The sequence below is a fragment of the Shewanella sp. KCT genome, from assembly GCF_007636505.1.
In the GTDB taxonomy this organism is placed as follows: domain Bacteria; phylum Pseudomonadota; class Gammaproteobacteria; order Enterobacterales; family Shewanellaceae; genus Shewanella; species Shewanella halotolerans.
In genome coordinates this window covers 42,513-62,605 of sequence record NZ_LVDJ01000019.1, presented here as the reverse complement: position 1 = coordinate 62,605, position 20,093 = coordinate 42,513, and the positions used below count along the sequence as shown (strand labels likewise).

16 protein-coding genes and 1 pseudogene are annotated in these 20,093 nt (G+C 53.9%); 8 read left to right on the top strand and 9 right to left on the bottom strand.

Going from position 1 to position 20,093, the window contains the following annotated elements:
* The 7 genes and pseudogenes from AYI87_RS19580 to AYI87_RS19550 form a co-directional block, all read right to left on the bottom strand.
* Window positions 1-238: pseudogene (locus tag AYI87_RS19580) on the bottom strand (IS4 family transposase); the annotation flags it as partial.
* A gap of 1,306 nt (window positions 239-1,544) precedes the next feature.
* Entirely contained in the window at window positions 1,545-2,558 is a 1,014-nt protein-coding gene (ruvB, locus tag AYI87_RS19575) for a Holliday junction branch migration DNA helicase RuvB (RefSeq protein WP_144204310.1), read from the bottom strand.
* Window positions 2,559-2,577: 19 nt separating this feature from the next.
* Entirely contained in the window at window positions 2,578-3,195 is a 618-nt protein-coding gene (gene ruvA / locus AYI87_RS19570; protein ID WP_144204309.1) for a Holliday junction branch migration protein RuvA, read from the bottom strand.
* A complete protein-coding gene (ruvC, locus tag AYI87_RS19565) occupies window positions 3,192-3,713 on the bottom strand; it encodes a crossover junction endodeoxyribonuclease RuvC (protein WP_144204308.1) in 522 nt (173 codons plus the stop codon). The genes ruvA and ruvC overlap by 4 nt, the downstream gene beginning before the upstream one ends.
* 7 nt (window positions 3,714-3,720) lie before the next feature.
* Window positions 3,721-4,467, bottom strand: coding sequence for a YebC/PmpR family DNA-binding transcriptional regulator (locus AYI87_RS19560; RefSeq protein ID WP_041511163.1), 747 nt, complete (start codon window positions 4,465-4,467; stop codon window positions 3,721-3,723).
* Between the two features lie 70 nt (window positions 4,468-4,537).
* Window positions 4,538-6,316, bottom strand: a complete 1,779-nt coding sequence (gene aspS / locus AYI87_RS19555) for an aspartate--tRNA ligase (RefSeq protein ID WP_144204307.1) — start codon at window positions 6,314-6,316, stop codon at window positions 4,538-4,540.
* A gap of 169 nt (window positions 6,317-6,485) precedes the next feature.
* Window positions 6,486-9,290, bottom strand: coding sequence for a transporter substrate-binding domain-containing protein (locus AYI87_RS19550; protein WP_144204306.1), 2,805 nt, complete (start codon window positions 9,288-9,290; stop codon window positions 6,486-6,488).
* 366 nt (window positions 9,291-9,656) lie between these two features.
* Between AYI87_RS19550 and cmoA the strand changes: the two genes are divergently transcribed.
* The 8 genes from cmoA to AYI87_RS19510 are packed head-to-tail and all read left to right on the top strand — an operon-like array spanning window position 9,657 to window position 18,417.
* A complete protein-coding gene (gene cmoA, locus AYI87_RS19545; RefSeq protein ID WP_144204305.1) occupies window positions 9,657-10,388 on the top strand; it encodes a carboxy-S-adenosyl-L-methionine synthase CmoA in 732 nt (243 codons plus the stop codon).
* On the top strand, window positions 10,385-11,377 hold the full coding sequence (cmoB, locus tag AYI87_RS19540; protein ID WP_144204304.1) for a tRNA 5-methoxyuridine(34)/uridine 5-oxyacetic acid(34) synthase CmoB: 993 nt from the start codon (window positions 10,385-10,387) through the stop codon (window positions 11,375-11,377). Before cmoA ends, cmoB begins: the two co-directional genes overlap by 4 nt.
* A 25-nt stretch (window positions 11,378-11,402) precedes the next feature.
* Entirely contained in the window at window positions 11,403-12,140 is a 738-nt protein-coding gene (locus tag AYI87_RS19535) for an ATP-dependent zinc protease (protein ID WP_144204303.1), read from the top strand.
* Window positions 12,141-12,155: 15 nt separating this feature from the next.
* Window positions 12,156-13,661: an inactive transglutaminase family protein gene (locus AYI87_RS19530; protein WP_144204302.1), complete on the top strand. Its 1,506-nt coding sequence runs from the start codon at window positions 12,156-12,158 to the stop codon at window positions 13,659-13,661.
* A gap of 2 nt (window positions 13,662-13,663) precedes the next feature.
* The gene (locus AYI87_RS19525) at window positions 13,664-14,620 is read left to right on the top strand and encodes an alpha-L-glutamate ligase-like protein (RefSeq protein ID WP_144204301.1); all 957 of its coding nucleotides are present in this window, start codon (window positions 13,664-13,666) and stop codon (window positions 14,618-14,620) included.
* A complete protein-coding gene (locus AYI87_RS19520; protein ID WP_144204300.1) occupies window positions 14,583-16,364 on the top strand; it encodes a hypothetical protein in 1,782 nt (593 codons plus the stop codon). The genes AYI87_RS19525 and AYI87_RS19520 overlap by 38 nt, the downstream gene beginning before the upstream one ends.
* Window positions 16,339-17,490, top strand: coding sequence for a DUF3541 domain-containing protein (locus AYI87_RS19515; protein WP_144204299.1), 1,152 nt, complete (start codon window positions 16,339-16,341; stop codon window positions 17,488-17,490). The genes AYI87_RS19520 and AYI87_RS19515 overlap by 26 nt, the downstream gene beginning before the upstream one ends.
* A 15-nt stretch (window positions 17,491-17,505) precedes the next feature.
* A complete protein-coding gene (locus tag AYI87_RS19510) occupies window positions 17,506-18,417 on the top strand; it encodes a LysR family transcriptional regulator (RefSeq protein WP_144204298.1) in 912 nt (303 codons plus the stop codon).
* Here AYI87_RS19510 and AYI87_RS19505 read toward each other — a convergent pair.
* Window positions 18,394-19,362, bottom strand: coding sequence for a putative metalloprotease CJM1_0395 family protein (locus tag AYI87_RS19505; protein ID WP_260865188.1), 969 nt, complete (start codon window positions 19,360-19,362; stop codon window positions 18,394-18,396). The genes AYI87_RS19510 and AYI87_RS19505 overlap by 24 nt on opposite strands.
* A 423-nt stretch (window positions 19,363-19,785) precedes the next feature.
* On the bottom strand, window positions 19,786-20,055 hold the full coding sequence (locus AYI87_RS19500) for a chemotaxis protein (protein ID WP_144204296.1): 270 nt from the start codon (window positions 20,053-20,055) through the stop codon (window positions 19,786-19,788).
* Between the last annotated feature and the right edge of the window lie 38 nt (window positions 20,056-20,093).

Genomic DNA, 20,093 nt, shown 5'->3' with positions numbered 1-20,093 from the left:
ATTGATAAATAGCGAATTTATCAGAGTGTAGATGCGGGTTGCCGAGTAGCCTGTCTATCCGTTTGATGTTGTGCTTTGGCGCCACCGCACCAGAGATATTGCGACCAAGCTGAGTGAGTGACAACTGATTGCCATCAAGTAACGCTTCTGTAGCAACCATCAGAGAATTAAGCCGTTTTTGATGTATTTGCGGGCATTGCTTTTTGAGTAAATCGTGTAAGGTATGGACATCACGCATGGTGTTGGATCTGGTAGTTTTTTGGCGAAATCAATTAGATCAATCAACACCATGCGTGTCTACTGAATTGAATAAAAAGGGAATTATCTGGGGATTCCCTAGTACAAAGTATTATTTAAGTAACTTCGCAAGTTTAATATTTCTACTAAATGAGTGAATAAGCATTCACCTGGTTTAATTAACTAGAAAATTTGATCCGAGCCAGTGTTTTCCTCCGCAAGAGTTGCAACACAATCACAACGCACACAAAAGGCAAAAGTGTGACCATCATCACAAAACAACAGTCTAAACACTTGTTTCAATCTGGCATTTTTACGCCGACAGCACATAAGCACGCCAACATTAACAAATCCGCCGACCAGAGCCTTTAATGAATAAGGATGCTGAGCGATGATTAGACTTGCTTGTTACAATATTTTACAAACGAGCAGAAACTCAGCGTTAGTTAACTTATCTCCCTACCTAGCTTCCACGCCATCCAATTAAATCAATTACTGACTTAACGCATTTAATTTTAAGGAGTAACTACGTGCAGAATTAATAAAGCGGATATAAATCAAGCTTCAATTTAAATACACTCAATCTTTGTTGGAAATTAACAAAGTCACTAACAAGTAGGCTTATCAAATTATATATGTGTAACGCTTTGTATCTTTTATTCCTTTAACAGGAACTCTTTTAGCTTAAATTTTAAACCAAGGGATTCAGGAGTAGGATTCAGGAATTGGCAGACAGCAACCGACTCGAATAGTCGGCCTGATTGCATAGAAATTCGAGTGCGTCCCCAGCAACGACAGAGCGACAGCCGCAAGATCATGATGCTCAAGGCACGCTCATGAAGACGTTATATCAGCGCCTTAGATTAAAGTCTTTGATTGAAGGCTTTGATTGAAGGCTTTGATTGGAGGTGTTGATTGAAAGCTTTGATTAAATGTTCAGACAGGGAGGTACTGGGTAGACAGCAAAGCTGTCGTATTTAGAGCCAGTAGGTGAAAGTAAAAATCCACCTTCTGAAGAAGGTGGCTTTGTATTAGCCCCCTCAAAGGGGGCCAAAAGCGTCTATTTATTTACCCAACCTATTTTTGGCTCTATTTAGCCTGCTTATAGCATTGGGAAAGTGATTACACCGCCCCGTTCGATGGGTAACTGCATCTATCTATCAATGCGAATTACAGGCAAAGCCTAAATGATGATAACCACCTACTGAAGTAGGTGGTTTAGGGCTGAAAACAAAAAAGCGCAGTCTTTCGACCACGCTTTTTAACGCTCAACTCACTAATGTGAATAATAACCGTTCGCCTAGCGATTATTCCGGCTGGATCAGGTTGAAGTGCTGATAGGCTCTGGCGGTGGCGATACGTCCTCTTGGGGTGCGCTGGATGAAGCCTTGCTGGATCAGGAAGGGTTCGAGCACATCTTCGATGGTTTCGCGCTCTTCGCCGATGGCCGCGGCCAGGTTATCCAGACCCACAGGGCCGCCCATAAACTTATCTATGATGGCCAGCAACAGCTTACGGTCCATATAATCGAAGCCTTCGACATCCACATCCAGCATATCCAAAGCGCTCTCGGCGACCACCTTGTTAACCTCGCCATCGTGCTTCACCTCGGCGTAGTCTCGCACCCGTCTCAGCAAACGGTTAGCGATACGCGGCGTGCCGCGAGAACGTCTGGCGACCTCTACCGCACCTTCTTGATCGATCGGCAACTCAAGCACCTTGGCCGAGCGCGTGACGATACTGCTAAGATCTTTAACGTTATAGAACTCCAGACGCAGTGGGATACCGAAACGGGCACGCAGCGGCGATGTCAGTGCGCCGGCACGAGTGGTGGCGCCAATCAGGGTGAAGGGAGGCAACTCTAGCTTAATGGAGCGCGCCGCCGGGCCCTCGCCTATCATGATATCCAGCTGATAGTCTTCCATCGCCGGGTAGAGGATCTCCTCCACCACAGGGCTTAGTCTGTGGATCTCGTCGATGAAGAGCACATCACCGGCCTCGAGATTGGTGAGCAGGGCCGCGAGATCACCCGCCTTCTCCAGCACGGGGCCCGAGGTGGACTTGATGTTAACCCCCATCTCGTTGGCGACGATCATGGCGAGCGTGGTCTTACCCAGGCCTGGAGGTCCGTAGATCAACATATGATCAAGGGCCTCGCCGCGCTTGTGTGCCGCCTCGATAAACACCTTGAGCTGAGCCCTGGTATCGTCCTGGCCCGTGTACTCATCCAGCAGCTTAGGACGCATCGCCCTATCTATCTGCTCGTCCCGCTCCTCTGTGCCTTGGGGCTGGGCGTGAACTAACCTATCGGCTTCAATCATCTATTTCTCACTCTGAGCGCTAGAGCATCGATTTCAGCGATGCCTTAATCAAGGTTTCTGAATCCATGCCCTCTTCGAAGACACTGGACACTGCCTTACTGGCCTGTGCCGGCTTATATCCTAACGCCAAAAGCGCCGAGATGGCATCTTCTTCGGCGGTGTTAACCAAAGGCGCAGGAGTATAGTTAGACTGCAGCACAAACTCGCGCTCGTTGCCATGGGAGGCTTCCATCAGACTCTTGAGCTTGTCGCGCATCTCAACCAGCAAACGCTCGGCGGTCTTCTTGCCGACACCCGGCAGCTTAACCAGGGTCGCGATATCGTCATGCTCGACGCATTTAACGAACTCGCCCGCCGTCATGCCAGAGAGTATGGTCAGTGCCAGCTTAGGACCGACGCCATTGGTCTTAATCAGCAGCCTGAACAGCGCCCTCTCCTGCTTGGTGATGAAACCGTACAGCAGCTGAGCGTCTTCACGCACCACGAAGTGGGTGTAGATCACCGCCTCTTGGTTTAAATCTGGCAGTTCATAAAAACTGGTGAGCGGCATCTGCACCTCATAGCCGACACCGCCAGTTTCAATCAGCACCTCGGGCGCCTGCTTCTCGACGAGTAATCCCCGTAAACGACCTATCATCTATATCTTCCGTAAGTTCTCGCGCTAGCCTTACCGCCCATGGCGATCAGGCTCTGATATGTGTGGAAATGGCACAGGGCAACGCCTAACGCATCGGCCGCATCGGCCTGCGGCGCCGCCGGCAACTTGAGGATCTGTTGCACCATGTGCTGTACCTGACTCTTCTGCGCCCGTCCCGTGCCTACCACGGCATTCTTGATCTGGGTCGCCGAATATTCGGCCACCGGCAATTGAGCATTGGTGGCGGCGACGATGGCCGCCCCGCGCGCCTGGCCGAGCTTTAACGCCGAATCGGCATTCTTAGCCAGAAACACCCGCTCGATAGCAAATTCATCCGGCTGGTATTGGCGGATGATCTCACTGATCCCGTCGAATATCACCTTAAGACGGGTGGGCAGATCATCCGATTGGGTGCGAATACAGCCACTGCCCAGGTAGATCTGCTGCCTGCCCTGACACTGGATCACCCCATAACCTGTGATACGCGAGCCGGGATCCACCCCCAAGATTATTGGCATCGCCTGCTTATTCGAGGCTGGCTAAGATCTCGTCAGAGATCTCGGCGTTATGATAGACCTCTTGCACATCGTCGTGATCTTCAAGGTTATCGATCAGGCGCAGGAATTTAGGCGCGGTGGCGGCGTCCAACTCTGCCTTGGTCGATGGCACCATGGTCACCTCGGCGTTGACCGCCTCCAGCCCTGCCGCGTCCAGCGCATCTTTCACGGCACCAAAGGCTTCTGGCGTAGTGTAGACATCGATAGAGGTATCATCATTGGTCACTACATCTTCGGCGCCGGCGTCGAGCGCCGCATCCATGATGGTGTCTTCATCGCTGCCTTCGGCGTAAGAGATCACGCCACGCTTCTCAAACAGATAGGCCACAGAACCATCCGTGCCCAGGTTACCGCCCGACTTGCTAAAGGCGTTACGTACGCCAGAGACGGTGCGGTTACGGTTGTCTGTCATGGTCTCGACCATCACGGCGGTGCCGCCCGGACCATAGCCCTCGTACATGATGGTTTCCAGCACCTGACCATCGAGCTCACCGGCGCCGCGCTTGATGGCACGCTCGACCGTGTCGCGAGTCATGTTGTTTGACAGCGCCTTATCGATTGCCGCCCTAAGTCTCGGGTTGGAATCGGGATCCGAGCCGCCTTCTCTGGCCGCTACCGTGAGTTCGCGAATGAATTTGGTGAAGAGTTTACCGCGTTTAGCGTCTTGTGCCGCCTTGCGGTGCTTGATGTTGGCCCATTTACTGTGACCGGCCATAGGGACTCCTTATTCGAGTTTGCCTCGAAAAAGCCGAGCAAGATGCTCGGCTTATTGGTTCAATCTTGATTTATTCCTGCTCTTTTTTCGCTTCCACTACGCTCACCCCAAGCTCCTCGAGCTGTACTGGGTTAGCAAAGCCAGGGGCATTGGTGAGCGGACAGGCTGCCGTGGTGGTCTTAGGGAAGGCCATCACGTCACGAATCGAGCTGGCACCTGTCATCAGCATCACCATACGGTCTAGGCCGAACGCCAAACCTGCGTGTGGCGGCGTACCATACTTGAGCGCTTCGAGCAGGAAGCCAAACTTCTCTTGCGCTTCCTCGTCGTTGATCCCCAGAATTCTGAACACGGCTGACTGCATCTCTGCGTCGTAGATACGTACCGAGCCACCGCCCAGTTCGCAACCGTTAAGCACCATGTCGTAAGCGTCAGAGATGGCCGCCGTTGGATCCGCTTCCAGCTCGGCTGGCGTGATACCACTTGGCGCGGTGAACGGGTGGTGCATGGCATGCAGGCCACCGTCAGAGGTGCGCTCGAACATTGGGAAGTCAACCACCCATAGTGGTTTCCATTCGCCTTGAAGCAGGTCGAAATCTTCACCAACCTTGAGACGCAGCGCGCCCATGGCTTCGGCCACTATGTTCGCCTTGTCGGCGCCGAACAGGATTAGGTCACCGTTGGCCGCACCTGTGCGCTCCAGGATCCCCTTAACCACCTCTTCGCTGAGGAACTTAAGCACTGGTGACTGAATGCCTTCCAGGCCTTTCTCCAGCTCGTTGACCTTCATCCATGCCAAGCCTTTGGCGCCATAGATGTTGACATACTTACCATACTCATCGAGCTGCTTACGTGACAGGCTAGCACCACCCGGTACACACAGCACGGCAACACGGCCTTCGCTGTCGTTGGCTGGCTCCTGGAACACCTTGAAGTCGACATCTTTAACCAGGTCGGCTACATCGACCAGCTCCAGCGGGTTACGCAGGTCCGGCTTGTCTGAACCGTAACGACGCATCGCCTCGGCAAAGGTCATCTTAGGGAACTCGCCTAGGTCGACGTTTAGTAGCTCTTTAAACAGACCGCGTACCATCTCTTCAGTCTTGTCCATCACCTGCGCTGAGGTCATGAAAGAGGTTTCGATATCGATCTGGGTAAATTCAGGCTGACGGTCGGCACGTAAGTCTTCGTCGCGGAAACATTTCACGATCTGGTAATAACGGTCGAAGCCAGACATCATCAGCAGCTGCTTAAACAGCTGTGGCGATTGTGGCAGTGCGAAGAACTGGCCCTTGTAGGTTCGGCTAGGCACCAGATAGTCCCTGGCACCCTCTGGGGTTGCCTTGGTCAGAATTGGGGTCTCGATATCGAGGAAACCATTGCCGTCGAGGAAACGACGCACGGCGCTGGTCACCTTAGAGCGGAAGATGATGCGCTCGGCCATCTCTGGGCGACGCAGATCCAGGTAGCGATATTTCAGGCGCTGCTCTTCGGTGTTGTGTTGATTTTTGTCCATGTTGATCGGCAGTGCCGGTGCGCTGTTGAGTATGGTCAGGGCCTTACCCAGCACCTCAATCTCACCTGTGCGCATCTGGTCGTTGATCTGGCTGTCGGGACGGGCGCGTACCAAACCTTTCACCTGAACACAGAACTCGCTGCGCAGTGTGCTGGCGACATCGAATACCTCTGGCAGATCAGGATCATATACTACCTGAATCACGCCTTCACGGTCGCGCAAATCCAGAAAAACCACGCCGCCGAGATCGCGACTGCGGTTTACCCAACCTACGAGAGTAACTTCTTCCCCAACATGAGACCGATTAACGTCTCCACAATAATGACTGCGCATCTAACACTTTCCTTTCATCCGTCAAGGCCGTGCTTGAGGATATTCAATACATGACAAAAGCGGCATTATAGTGAAATATTGCCGATTTCAAAACAACTTCATCCGCTTAAAATGAAGTAAACCTTTGGGTTGGATAAATATCCATCAAATCCTGAACTGGGGTCACAGATCAGGCGCTCTGGTAACAGCGCCCGCCCTGTTTCACCGCCCGCGACATCAACTTGTCGGCGGTCTTGAGTAGCTCCACCACAGTGTCGCCATCATTCGGGAACATGGCCACCCCTATGCTGACCGATAGTGCCACATCCAGACCGTTGATCGCAAAGGGGGCGCTAAAGCCGCCTACTATGCCATCGGCCACCTGACACACGGTATCGAGGTCTTTGCTGCGATTAAGCACCATCACAAATTCGTTGCCGCCAAAACGCGCCAGGGTATCAGACTTACGCACCGCATCCTTGAGTCGCGATGCGCCCTTGGCCAGCACCCTGTCACCAACCTGATGGCCATAGGTCTGGTTGATCTCACGCAGGTTATCGAAGCTGATAAAGAGTACGGCAAAGGGCTGCATCTCGCGGCGATGTAGCAGCACTGACTGCTGCAATCTGTCATCGAGCAGGCTGCGATTCGGCAAACCGGTGAGTGCATCGAACTGCCCTGCCCGCGTCAGCTCATGGGCAAGCTCCTTGGCCGCCGCCAAGCGGCTACGCTGAGCGCGCCAAATAAGATAGACAAACACCACAAAGCTGAGTAGCGCCAGAAGATAGAAGGCACTCTGATAGTTGACCCAGGCCTTCCAACTGCTGGGTTCCTCTTTTACCCAGTGCTGATAAATTTCCTCTTGCCTTTCTGGCGTGATCTGGGCGATGGCCTGATCCCACAGTGGCACCAGCGCATCATACTTAGGGCTCAGGGCGAAGTGGCTCTGCTGCTGGGAGAAATCTGCCAACACAGACATCTTAAGCGCCTTGTAGTCTGACTCCTTAAGCACCATGGCCATGTTGATCACCTTCTCGATGAAGGCATCGGCCTTGCCTTGGGCCACCGCATCGACGCCAGCGCGGCTGTTGGGCACAATCACCAGTTCGATGCCCAGCGCCTTGTTCATCAGGTTGGCAATCAGATGATACCCCTCGACAATCGCCAGGCGCTTACCGCTCATCTGACTCAGGTTAAATACCGTCACCTGACTAAGGTTGGTTACCAGGCCCCAGGGCGATGGCCAATAGGGGGTGGTAAAGAGCATCTCCCGTTCCCGCTCTGGCGTATGGGCGACGCTGCCGACGATATCGATGTCACCCTGTTTAAGCGCCTCTAGCAGACTGCTCCAGCGATCGAACGGTACGCCCTCTATGGTTAACCCCAACTGCTCGGCGACCCAGTGGCTGATCTCACTGTTGATCCCCATAAACTCACCGGATGGTCCTCGATACTCCATGGGTGCCCAGGCGGCAAGGTAGCCCACTTTAAGCGTACCCAAACTGTCTAGATAACGGCGCTGCTCCTCAGTGATTGAGAGCGGATTAAGCAAGGACTGCACGCTCCTGTCATCTCTATCCAAGATCCACTTATTCTCAATGGCGGCGAGCTCGGCGTTGCTGATCAGACGAAAGCCCGCTGCGATACGTTGGGCCAGCCCCTTGTCCTCATTGCGGGTCAAGGCATAGATATCTGTGGTAAAGGCCAGCTTGCGATACTGGTGAAAGTCAGACCAGGATTCGGCGCGCAGTAGATAGTGCTGGGTCCAGGCAGACGCAGCCACGAAGGCAGCGATATGCCCCTGCTGGGCGGCCTCTATCATCTGAGTCACATCGGTATAGAGCTTAAGCTCAGAGTTTGGCAGCGCCTGCTTGAGTTTATCCAGATAAGGCGCGGTGGGCACCGCGCCGACACGCATACCCTTTAGCTCATCCAGGCTATTGATCGCCTTACCATAACTGAACAGTCGGCTCTTCACCTGATAGGTGCGCCAGGCACGGGTGAGATTGGTCTTCATGGTGTCGCTCTCTGGATACCCCACATGGATATCGGCGCGGTGAAACTTGAGTTCATCCAGGCCATCTTCCATAGCGGCCGGGCGAAACTCCACCTCTATGCCCGTCTTCTTAGACCAGAGCTTCCAGATATCGATATAGAGACCGTGTGGCTCGCCATCGCCGCCGGTATCGACAAAGGGTTGAATACCTGTTGTGGTGGCAATCACTAAGGTGTTGGCATCATGGCTAAAACCTAGCCAACGCTTGTCTATCTCGGCGCGGCTGGTTTGGCTCAAGCGGTCAAAGCCGCGGTTGATCTCTGTGATAAGATCCAGCCGTCCCTTGCTGACGGCGGGCACCAGCGCCGTCTTCTTGATAAGCAAACGATTATCCAGGGGAAACTCTTCCAGGACGGCACGGCTAACGGCGTTATCTTTTAAGTAGCCTTCCATGCCGGCGAAGACATCGACCTCACCGGCTACCACGCCACGAAGCAGTTCGGCGCGGCTATTATAGTAGCGGTAACTTAATCCGTTAACTTGCTGATTGAGTATGGATTCATGGGATGACCCCGTCACTATGCCGATGCGATAGGGCTGGAGATCGCTAAAACTCTTCTTACCCTTTAGCGTGTTACGCACATAGAGATAGGTGCTTACATAGGCGATGGGCGCGGCGAAATCGAAATCTTTATCCCGCTCCTTGGTGATCCCAAGGCCGATGTGAATATCGGCATCCCCCTGCGCCAGCTGTTTCAAGGAGTCCTGCCAATGACGGGCAACAAATACAACGGGCACCTGAGTCTGAGACGACCACTCACGCCAAAGATCCACCAAGACACCCTTGACATCGCCATTCTCATCGACGAACTGATAAGGGTAGCTGTCCTCCCCCATTACCAAGACTAGCGGGCCTTGCTGCTCTTCTGCAGACGCCTGAAAACTAACCAGTAGGCTCAGCGCTAACGCGGCCGTCCCCAGCACAAAACGGGCCATCATAAGCGGTGCAAAGACTATGCATGCCGACAGGAGACGTCGCCAGGCAACACAGGCCGAAGCAAAAGAGTGTAGTGGTGTCAAAGGTAGGTCCCAGTTTCTATTATCATTTTTATATCAAGCCAAGCTATCACTTGTTCTAAGAACAGTCCCTTATAAAAAGGGCTTATAAAAGGCAGCTTATATTACAAGCTGGCTACAAAAAATAACCTTAGCATCCCTGCGTCGAGCGCAAAGTCACCGCGCTGTAAAATATATGTTGTTATTAGGATATTAGACAGAATTTTATTCCTAATTACCAGTACCAGACTTGCTGCGAACTGTTATCATTAGCTAGAATGAAATATTGAATTTACTCAAAAAACTCTGATGAACTCAACTCAAGATACTATTTACGCGCAGGCCTGTGAACATATCAGTGACTTTCAATTCGACGATAGAGTCGCAGGCGTCTTTAGCGATATGATCCGCCGTTCTGTTCCCGGCTATGGACAGATCATCAACACCCTGGGCGATTTCGCCGACAAATGTGTCACCCCCAATAGCAAAATATATGATTTGGGCTGCTCTTTGGGTGCGGCCACCCTGAGTGTGCGTCGCCGCATCGAAGGTCGCGGATGTGAGATCATCGCCGTCGACAACAGCGAATCTATGATCGAGCGCTGTCAACAGAACCTCAGCGCCTATGTCAGCGAAACCCCGGTCGACCTTATCTGCGCCGATATACGCGATATCGAGATCCAAGATGCCTCCATGGTCATCTTAAACTTCACCATGCAGTTTTTGGCCCCGGAAGACAGACAGACGCTGATCGCCAAGATCTATCAGGGACTCAAACCCGGCGGCATTCTGGTGCTATCAGAGAAATTAGTGTTCGAAGATGAACCTGTGCAGCATCTGCTGGATGAGCTACACCTCGACTTTAAGCGCGCCAACGGCTATAGCGAGCTTGAGATCAGCCAAAAGCGCAGCTCGCTCGAGCATGTAATGAAACCTGACACCCTGCCCCAGCATCAGCAAAGGCTTAAGGCCCAAGGCTTTAGCCATTTCAGCGTCTGGTTCCAATGTTTTAATTTCGCATCTATGGTGGCCATCAAGTGATCAGCTTCAGCTCCTTTTATCAACAAATCGCCGATTCCAATCTTCAACATTGGTTAGAAGAGCTGCCGGCGATCCTCGGCCAGTGGCAACGTGAACATAAGCATGGCAACCTACCCAAGTGGGAGAAGGTGCTCAATAAGTTGCACTATCCTGCGCCGGACAGAATCGATTTCACCACTAAGGTAGAGGTCGGCAGTGGCGAGCAGCTCAGCAAGGGACAGCAGGAGAAACTCAAGAACCTGCTTAAACTCTTCTGCCCCTGGCGCAAGGGTCCCTTCGATCTCCATGGCATCCATATCGACACCGAATGGCGCTCAGATTGGAAGTGGGAGCGGGTTCAGCCCCATATCTCACCGCTGAAGAATCGTACCGTGCTGGATGTCGGCTGTGGCAGCGGCTATCACATGTGGCGTATGCTGGGTGACGGCGCCAAACGCGTCGTGGGTATCGACCCCTCGCCGCTGTTTCTGTGTCAATTTGAGGCGGTAAAACGCCTGGCGGGCAACGAACACCCTGTGCATCTGCTGCCACTTGGCATAGAGCAGCTACCGCCACTGGATGCCTTTGACACTGTCTTCTCCATGGGCGTGCTCTATCACAGACGCTCCCCCATAGATCACCTGCTGCAACTGAGGGATCAACTGAGAACCGGCGGTGAACTCGTCCTCGAGACCTTAGTGGTCGATGGCGATGAAAATACCGTACTGGTCCCAGGGGAGCGCTACGGTAAGATGAACAACGTCTGGTTCCTGCCGTCTGCCAAGGCGCTGGAAGCCTGGCTGAAGAAGGCGGATTTTGTCGATGTTCGCTGCGTCGATATCGACGTTACCTCACTTGCGGAGCAACGCAGCACAGAATGGATGCCTAATGAGTCCTTGGTGGACTACCTGGATCCTAACGATGTCAGCCTGACGGTTGAGGGGTATCCGGCGCCCAAACGCGCCACTTTTATCGCCGTAAAAAATCAACCCAACAAAGATTTGGTTTAAACAAAAATAGTAAACGGGAAGCACTATGTTAAAACAGATGACCACTCTCGCCCTGGTAACCAGCCTGGTAGGTTGCGCAGCCACCCAAGATCCTAAGCAGCCCGCGCCTGTCGATGTCGACACCTTCAATGCGAGCCTGAGCGAGCAAAAGAGCGAACTAGTCACCCTGATCAGCACCAGCCAAAGCGAGCAGCAGGCAGCGCTGACTTCCCTGTCTGCCCAGCTTGATCAGCTGTCTAAGCAGGTGGCGGCCGTCAAGTCCCATCCCGAAAAGCAGGTGGTACAGGTCCCTATGCAGTGCGACCCATCCCCTATCGGTGACAAGTTTATCCTAGGCGCGGTTGAACACGTCTATGTCGATGAGATCAAGGCTGGCTTTGAGACCCGTATCGATACCGGCGCCGAATCCTCATCGCTCGATGCCCACAACATCATACTGTTCGAACGTAATGGCAAGCAGTGGGTGCGCTTCGATGTCTTCACTCAAGGCGCCGATAAGCCATCACAGACCTTCGAGTCTAAGGTCGAGCGCTTCGTACGCATCAAGCAAGATGCCGATGATAAGAATGACAGACGCCCGGTGATCCATGCCCATCTGCAGATTGGCAATTACAAGGCGGAAACCGATCTCAACCTGGTCGATCGTAGTCACCTCGACTATCAGTTGCTGCTAGGACGTAAGTTTATGCAAGACATTGCCGTCGTCGATGTAGGACAGACTTTTGTGCACGGTAAGAACAATCCATCAAAAACAGCCAAATAACAGGATGTAAATTCGATGCACTCTAAAAAACCTTTTTATATCTTAGTGGCCCTGCTGTTTATTGCGGGCATGGCCGCCAGCGTCTATCGCGGCATAGAACATAATGTCCCCTTCCTCCCGGGCGAGCAGGTACAGAGCTGGGCCGTGGATGCCAAGGTGAGTTTTCAGGGCACCGGCGAGCCTGCCGAGGTCACCTTCTCGCTGCCCAAGGATCCTGCCTTTGAGATCTTAGCGGAAAACGCCACCTCTCCAGGCTACGGCTTGTCAGCCACAGAAGATGACACCGGCCGTCAGGTCACCTGGTCGACCCGCGAGGCGATCGGTCAGCAAGATCTCTACTATAAGGTCACCCTGGTACCGACCGGCAAGAATGAGATCCCGGCCGACAAAGAACCCGACGCACCACAAGCCTATAACTGGCCCGCCACCGAGTTGGCCGCCGCAGAGCAGGTGATGAACGAGATCTGGTCGCGTAGCGCCACAAACCTGTCATTTGCCCAGCAGCTTAACAAGAGCTTCAACGCCACCGAGCGCAGCCAGAACCTTGAGCTACTGCTGACCAGTAACTCCCGCGCCGAACTGTTTATCCGCATGCTCAACAGCAAGGGGATCCCGGCCAAGAAAGTCAGCGGTCTGTTTTTAGAAGATCAACGTCGTCGTCAGCAGCTGACCAACTATGTTGAGGTCTATCATCAGGGTCAATGGATCATCTTCAACCCTAACGATGGCACTCAGGGACGCCCTGACAACCTGCTTATCTGGGACAGAACCGCCAAGTCGACACTGGACGTAGTGGGCGGGGTTAACTCTCAGGTTAACTTCTCCATGTTGCAAGACACCCGCTCGGCGCTCGCCACCTCTATCGATATGCTGAAGAACAAGAATGCCTTGGACTTCTCCCTCTATCAGTTACCGCTGGAAGAGCAGAGCCTGTTTAAGGGTATCTTGCTGATCCCGATCGGCGTGCTAGTGGTGGTGTTCCTGCGGGTGATCATCGGCATCAAGACCTCGGGTACCTTCATGCCCGTGCTGATCGCCCTGGCCTTTATTCAGACTACCCTGCTGACCGGCCTTGTTGGCTTCCTGCTGATCGTCGCCTTCGGCCTGATGATCCGCTCCTATCTGTCAGATCTCAACCTCTTACTGATCTCGCGGATCTCCGCGGTGATCATAGTGGTGATCGGCATCATAGGCCTGTTTACCCTGCTCTCATATAAGTTCGGTTTAAGCGAGGGTCTCACCATCACCTTCTTCCCGATGATCATCCTGGCATGGACCATCGAACGTATGTCGATTCTCTGGGAAGAGGAAGGCGCCAAAGAGGTAATGGTTCAGGGTGGCGGCAGCCTGTTTGTTGCCACCTTAGCCTACCTGGCCATGAGCGCCACCTGGGTACAACACTGGGTATTTAACTTCCTGGGTATCCATCTGGTGATCCTGGCAACTGTGCTCCTGATGGGCCAGTACACAGGTTATAAGTTATTGGAACTTAGACGCTTTAGACCTTTAGCGGGAGAATAACTATGCTGTTTGCAAAGCCCCGAAAGCTGAAGGAAAACGGCGTACTTGGCATGAACAAGCGCAATATCGACTACATAGGTCGCTATAACCCGCGCAAGTTCTACAAGCGAGTGGATGACAAGCTCACCACCAAGCAACTGGCTCTGGCGAACGATATCGCCGTGCCGGCGCTTATCGGCACCGTCTGTCAGCAACATGAGATCATGCACATTCCCGAGATGGTCAACAACCGTGACGGCTTCGTGATCAAGCCGTCACAGGGCTCGGGCGGTAAAGGGATCTTAGTGATCACTAAGGTGGAAAATGGCCACTATTTCAAGCCTAACGGTCATGAGGTGACCCCAAGCGAGATCGACCGCCATATCTCTAACATCTTGAGCGGTCTCTTTTCCCTGGGCGGCAAGCCAGACGTGGCCATCGTCGAGGGACTCATCGAATTCGACCCCGTATTCGACGGCTACTCCTTCGAAGGGGTACCCGATATTCGTTTGATCGTTTTCAAGGGCTTCCCCGTGATGGGAATGCTCAGGCTATCCACCGCGGCGTCCGACGGTAAGGCTAACCTGCACCAAGGCGCCGTGGGCGTCGGCCTGGATATCGGCACCGGCCGCGGCCTGCATGCGGTGCAGTTTGACCGTCCGCTCGATCTGCATCCGGATACCGACAAGAGGCTCACCGAGATCCAGGTACCCCATTGGGGTACCCTACTGCATACGGCCTCTAAGGCCTATGAGATGAGTGAGCTAGGGTATCTGGGTACCGACATGGTGCTGGATCAAAAGCTTGGTCCTCTGCTGCTTGAGCTCAACGCCCGTCCGGGTCTGGCGATTCAGATCGCCAACGGCCAGGGCCTGCTGCCAAGGCTAAAACATGTCGAGCAGATGAAGAACAAATCTATGTCAGTGGAAGAGCGCGTCGCCTATGCTAAAACGCATTTTAGCAGTCTCCCTAGCGCTTAACTTCAGCCCGGCGGCCCTGGCCGCCTCTCCTATTACACTGCTCAGCGAGCAGTGTCTCGACTATCGGGTTTCCCTGTCTCAGGCACAGGAAAGCCCAACGCCGCTCGATGCCAGTGTGCGACTCGAACGCGAGTTGATCGGCCTGTTTAACCTCAAAGACAGCGTGCGCTTCTATCGCCACTATCCCTTAAATGCCGAAGATAAAGAGGCGCTGCTGCAATGTCAGCTGCATCTGGCCGATGAGTTTGACCGACTAGCACAGGAGCCTTGGCTCAAGACCCAAAGCCAGAACTGGTCTCAAAGCGACGCGCCAGGGCTGCGCCAGTTTGGTCAATTGCTTACGCAGCAGATCGCCGAGCAGATTGACCAGCAGCAGAAGGCGAAGATCCATACCGCCCAGGCCAGCGTCGCCCACGGCCTGAAGCAGAAAGCTCTGTCGCTCAGCATGGGGCAAAGTCAGTGCCGCCTTACTGATGGCGAAGCTGAACAAGCTGAACAGGCCTTCGATAATTCGATAGCCAGCTACCTTATTCATCAACAAGATGAAAGCTGTAAGCGTCAGGTGTGGCTAGCCTACCAGGTAAGGGCCAAGCAGAAGAATCAGGCGGCCATCTCCCTCATATTGACGACCAAGCAGACGATAGCACTCGAGCATGGCGCCGACGATTATGCAAGCTGGGCCCTGAGCCATCAGCTGCTCGCCAATCCCGCACAGGTCAAGCATTTCCTCGACAGCCAGACCCAGCTCGCTCCTGCCCCTTGGGCACTCGGGGCCGTACTTGCAAAGCTGCCTAAGGTGGAGGTAACACCGCGCTCGGGTGAGCAGTTGCTGGATGATATTCAAGCCGAACTTTCGCCTTTCGGCCTTGAGTTTGAAACCGTTAACGCCAATATGCTGCGGCTTTGGCATAAGGGGCGTTTGCTGGGGGATGTTTTTCTCGATCGCCCACCCAAACCTCAATTAGCAGGTTCGCAGCGAGCTAATCCGCCGCTAGGAAAACAAGAGCAACCCCCAACAGAGAAGGCACAGACGCCGACACTTAAGAAGCCGACACTTAAGACGCCGACGTTTAAGGAACATAAGGCCCAGTTGAGCCCCCTGAGACAAACCGTGGTCGGGCAACAATTTGGTCAGCTGACCCTGACCCTACCAGATCAGCTAAATGATTATCGCAGTCAGGAGCAGCTCATCGCTGCAGTGGCCGAGATGGTGTCTCGCCTGCTCACTGGTGGGCGCTACTATCTCAACAACACCTTAGGCGATGGCCAGGCGATCGCCAGTCTCTGGCTGAGTCAATATCTGAGCCAACAGCTGCTTCCCGAGTTGCCATCAAACAGCCGCGAAGCCCAACTTAAAGCCTTCTCCAAGCAGCTAAAGGTCTTTCGCAGCAAGCTAGCTTTGTCTGCGTATCAAAACTTCGATAATCGACTCTACCGGGATCTCAACCAGGAGTTTGGTGCCAGTTTCGGCGCGCCCTGGCCAGATGCCGATGACGCCCTCTACAGCTTTACCGGTGTGGTGACTCAAGGGCCACTCTATTACCTCACGCTGTGGCATCAGCGCCTGGCAGAGCAGATCTTGAGTGACACTCAGCTGGAGGCAACAAGCGTTTTTCATCTCCTTCTCATCAACGAGCAGCAACAGCCCCTTGATGAGCAACTCACCGCAATTTTTGGCAGCGCGCAATCTGTCGCCACCATCCTAGAAAGGAGCCAACATGATCAACTTAAGCCCGTACACTAGAATCTTTGGGGCACTCGCACTCAGCTCCTCCCTGCTGCTCCCTATTCTACCTGCCTCGGCTAAGACGACAGCATCACTGGACGCACAGGGCGTCAAACAGGCGATCCAACAAAATCTGGAAGATAACCTCTACCAGCTGCCACCAAGGGTGCAGGGACATTACGGCATCCGCCTCTATCGCATGACGGGCGATGACAAGTATGCCAATGCGGCCCTGGTGGATCTGTACGCCGTTACCGAGTCTCAGGCCTTCTACGCCTGTCAGCTGGATAAACCGGGGTTTGTCGAGCAAGAAGCTCAGGCCGCCATCGACGTGCTCGGTAAAGGCCCCAGAGCCAAGGCACGCAAGAAGGCGCTGACTCCCTTCCCCGAATTTCTCTTCTATACCGACGTGCTACTAAGGTTCTCAAGCCGCATCGATGAGTTTGGTCTACAAGGTCCCTGCCACGACAAGTTGGTCAAGGCGCTAAAGGCCACCGATCTTAAACGCGGGCTCACCGACAAGGCGATGATCGAAGCCTGGGCGGCGCAGCTGGTGAACTATGTTTACTGGGCGAAACAGCTTGGCGTTGGCGATTATGTGCAGGAGTATAAGGACGGATTCAATCGCGTCTATCCTCAGCGTCGCGACGCCAAACTCGACAAGAAGCAGTTTCGCAATAAGATCTACGGCATGACCCACTTTATCTTTGCCGCCAGTGAGTATTATCAGCATCCGGTCGATAGAGCGGAATTTGCCTGGATCTTAGATTACTTCGAGGCCAACATAGACAAGATCCTGAAAGATGCCACCGACGATATCATCGCCGAGGTGGGCATCAGCTTCCATCTGGCGGGAATGTCAGACAATCCCGTAGTGAAGAAGACCCAAGCCCACATCATGGCCGCCTTCGATCCTGAGGTGCAGACCATACCCTCACCCCGTGGCAACCCAGATCTCGCCCTGGGTGAGCACCGCAACGTGTTAGCCATGATGCTGTTAGATTGGCCTAAGACCCTGCATCAGGGCCCCTATTTCCATAATCTTAAGGCGACCAAGAAGTACCTGCCTAAGCTGGTCAGCATCAAGGCTGATGCTGCAAAGGCAAAAACCGATAAAGCAAAATCTAAAGCCGAAAAGCATTAGGAGCGCAGGAGCAGTATGAGTCAGGCAAAATCGACCTTCGAGCAGTGGCGCATCCTACAGGCAGTCGTCGACTGCGGAGGCTACGCCCAGGCAGCAGAGAAGCTCAACAAGAGTCAATCTTCCCTTAACCATGCGGTGGCCAAACTGCAGACCCAGTTGGGAGTCGCGCTGCTGGAAGTCAGAGGACGCAAGGCTTATCTCACCGAGAGCGGCGAGGTGCTGCTCAGGCGTTCTCGCCACATCACCCGCTCGGTGAGTGAGCTGGAGCAGTTAGCCAGCAACCTGGAGAAAGGCTGGGAACCGAGCCTGATGATCTCCCGCGAGATGATCTATCCCATGGAGCACCTCATCGACGCCCTGGCCGAATTTGAGCCTCAGGGGCGCGGCACCCGGATCACCATCTTAGATTCGGTGATCAGCGGCAGCGCAGAGCTGGTAGAGTCGGAAGCCGTGGATCTCGCCATCATAGGCGGCGCGCCGCCGAAGGGTCATCTGGCTCAGCCTCTGTGCAACGTCGATTTTCACCTGGTCTGTCATCCTTCTCACCCCTTGGCGAGCATGGAGTTGCCGCTGGACGACCAAACTCTGGCTGAGCAGCTACAGATAGTGATCAAAGATACGGGTCAGATCGCCCGCGGCGAGCTGGGTTGGCTCAAGGCGGAGCGGCGCTGGACAGTAGCCAATTTCCATGAGGCCCTTGTAGTGCTGTCCAAGGGACTTGGCTTTTGCTGGATCCCGAGTCATCTGATCTGCGATGCCATCAAAGAAGGTCGCCTCACCCGCTTGACGCTCAAGGGCTCGAGTCATCGTCAGGTACCGCTCAGCCTGGTTATCCCCAACCGCGACAAGCAAGGACCCGCCTCACAGCTGCTGGAGCAGTTGATCCTCAAGAATCATTCAGTCTTAGAGGGAGAAGGCGAAGGATGAGGAGGATGTTGAAGAAGAGTCAGACTCGCCCGCTTGGTAGCGCATCGACAGGGCTTCTGAGGTAAACAAAAGACCATCGGCCGCCAAGATCTGGCGACTTATCCGCTCTATCGATTGTGAAGGGCTCCTGTCATCATCCAGCGGCGAGAGTGAATCGACTCTGGCCGCAGAGATCTTGCCCTTATCATCCACGTTACCGCTCACCTTAGGCGTCACAGGCTCTGGCAGCTGACGCTGCTGCTCACTCTTACCGGCATCGATAAGTGGCTTCATCTGCTCTGGGGTGATAGCGCTTTGCTGACGCGTTTTGGCAAGCTCGGCCTTGGCCGCATTCATCTTACGCAGAGCTTCGCTGGCCACCCGGATATCTGCCATCGAAGGGGTCGCGGGCGCCATCGCCGCCGCGTAAACCTGCTTCATCTTGTTCAACGTTGCAAGTGGATCTCCTGGCACGGTTGATATGTCGATCGCCACCTCGCCATCCACCGCATAACGTCTGCCATCGCTCCCCTGCTCATACTTAAAACTTGGGCTGCGCGCGAAGGTTCCCCCAACGCTAGCATGGGCCTGCTCATGGGCTCTCACCTCGGCGTCACGTCTGGACAGCTCTTTTAGCTCGGCTTCCTGGCGGGCAAGCTCCGGGTCTTGTGAGCGACTCTCATCGCCTGGTGTGGCTTTCCCCTCTTGCTTATCCGCGAATGGGTTGTATGACTCGCCGCGGGTTTCCTCGGCCCCACCAAAGATATCGACTACCGGTTTTTCGCCCTCAATTGCGCTGCCGCGACTAACGTCAACGCCGCCTTGTCCGCTTGGTGTACTCGCATTTGGTTTGCCATTGCTACCTCCCGAACCAGGGGGTAAACCAGAGCCTGCGGCGCTACGTCCCGCATCCGCTAGTGTAGAAGCGACATTGGTCCCGCCGCCATTGCCCATGCCTTTGCTCAAGCCACTGCTAAACCCAGAGCTCGCCGTTTGGTTGAGTAGGCCACCTACCCCGAGCGGCCCGCTGGAGAGGCTATACCCCCCTTGAGCCGACGAACTGCCATTGAAGATATGCTGGCTCTTACTTGAGCCACTTTGCGTTGACAGGCTAGAACTTAAGTGACCAGATGTAAGAACACTGATTGCAACCGAAGGCGTCGAGGAAACCGCGGTGTTGGCCTTTAGGCTGGCATGGGACGTTTGATGAGAGGCTGCTGGCGTTGAAGCGGAGCTTATGGAACTTGAAACAGCACTTACAGAACTTGAAGTTCTATTTGAAGAAGATAAAGAAGCTGTAGAGGATGAAGAAGTTGAAGCAGAAGAAGACGGCAATGCACCGAGGCGCATCGCCGCAAGAGATGGCGTTGTCATGGCACCAGCCATGGCCTACACCTTGATATCTATCACTGTACCTAGGGTTTCGTTTGCGGTCTCTAATACTTCAACCGCGGCTTCCCCTTGGTTTTTCGATTCGATGGCTGAGACCAGGGCCTCAGTTTTATCTGTGGCGCTAACCGCATTAGTCGTCTCTGTGCCGCCTGCTTCACTCACCTGGGGTTGGCTGGGTTTGGCGACATCCACAGTAGCCTGAGTCAGGCCAGACTGGGCGCTCTGCAAGCCGGCCAGACCGGATGAAAAGCTCGATGGTATTTCCATAGTTAATGGCCCTTATTCATGAGTCTCAGTTATGGCTA

Excerpts from the sequence above, each read along its gene's own strand:
- ruvB (WP_144204310.1), bottom strand. The coding sequence starts at position 2,558 with ATGATTGAAGCCGATAGGTTAGTTCACGCCCAGCCCCAAGGCACAGAG.
- ruvA (WP_144204309.1), bottom strand. The coding sequence starts at position 3,195 with ATGATAGGTCGTTTACGGGGATTACTCGTCGAGAAGCAGGCGCCCGAG.
- ruvC (WP_144204308.1), bottom strand. The coding sequence starts at position 3,713 with ATGCCAATAATCTTGGGGGTGGATCCCGGCTCGCGTATCACAGGTTAT.
- AYI87_RS19560 (WP_041511163.1), bottom strand. The coding sequence starts at position 4,467 with ATGGCCGGTCACAGTAAATGGGCCAACATCAAGCACCGCAAGGCGGCA.
- aspS (WP_144204307.1), bottom strand. The coding sequence starts at position 6,316 with ATGCGCAGTCATTATTGTGGAGACGTTAATCGGTCTCATGTTGGGGAA.
- AYI87_RS19550 (WP_144204306.1), bottom strand. The coding sequence starts at position 9,290 with ATGATGGCCCGTTTTGTGCTGGGGACGGCCGCGTTAGCGCTGAGCCTA.
- cmoA (WP_144204305.1), top strand. The coding sequence starts at position 9,657 with ATGAACTCAACTCAAGATACTATTTACGCGCAGGCCTGTGAACATATC.
- AYI87_RS19535 (WP_144204303.1), top strand. The coding sequence starts at position 11,403 with ATGTTAAAACAGATGACCACTCTCGCCCTGGTAACCAGCCTGGTAGGT.
- AYI87_RS19530 (WP_144204302.1), top strand. The coding sequence starts at position 12,156 with ATGCACTCTAAAAAACCTTTTTATATCTTAGTGGCCCTGCTGTTTATT.
- AYI87_RS19525 (WP_144204301.1), top strand. The coding sequence starts at position 13,664 with ATGCTGTTTGCAAAGCCCCGAAAGCTGAAGGAAAACGGCGTACTTGGC.
- AYI87_RS19520 (WP_144204300.1), top strand. The coding sequence starts at position 14,583 with ATGCTAAAACGCATTTTAGCAGTCTCCCTAGCGCTTAACTTCAGCCCG.
- AYI87_RS19515 (WP_144204299.1), top strand. The coding sequence starts at position 16,339 with ATGATCAACTTAAGCCCGTACACTAGAATCTTTGGGGCACTCGCACTC.
- AYI87_RS19510 (WP_144204298.1), top strand. The coding sequence starts at position 17,506 with ATGAGTCAGGCAAAATCGACCTTCGAGCAGTGGCGCATCCTACAGGCA.
- AYI87_RS19500 (WP_144204296.1), bottom strand. The coding sequence starts at position 20,055 with ATGGAAATACCATCGAGCTTTTCATCCGGTCTGGCCGGCTTGCAGAGC.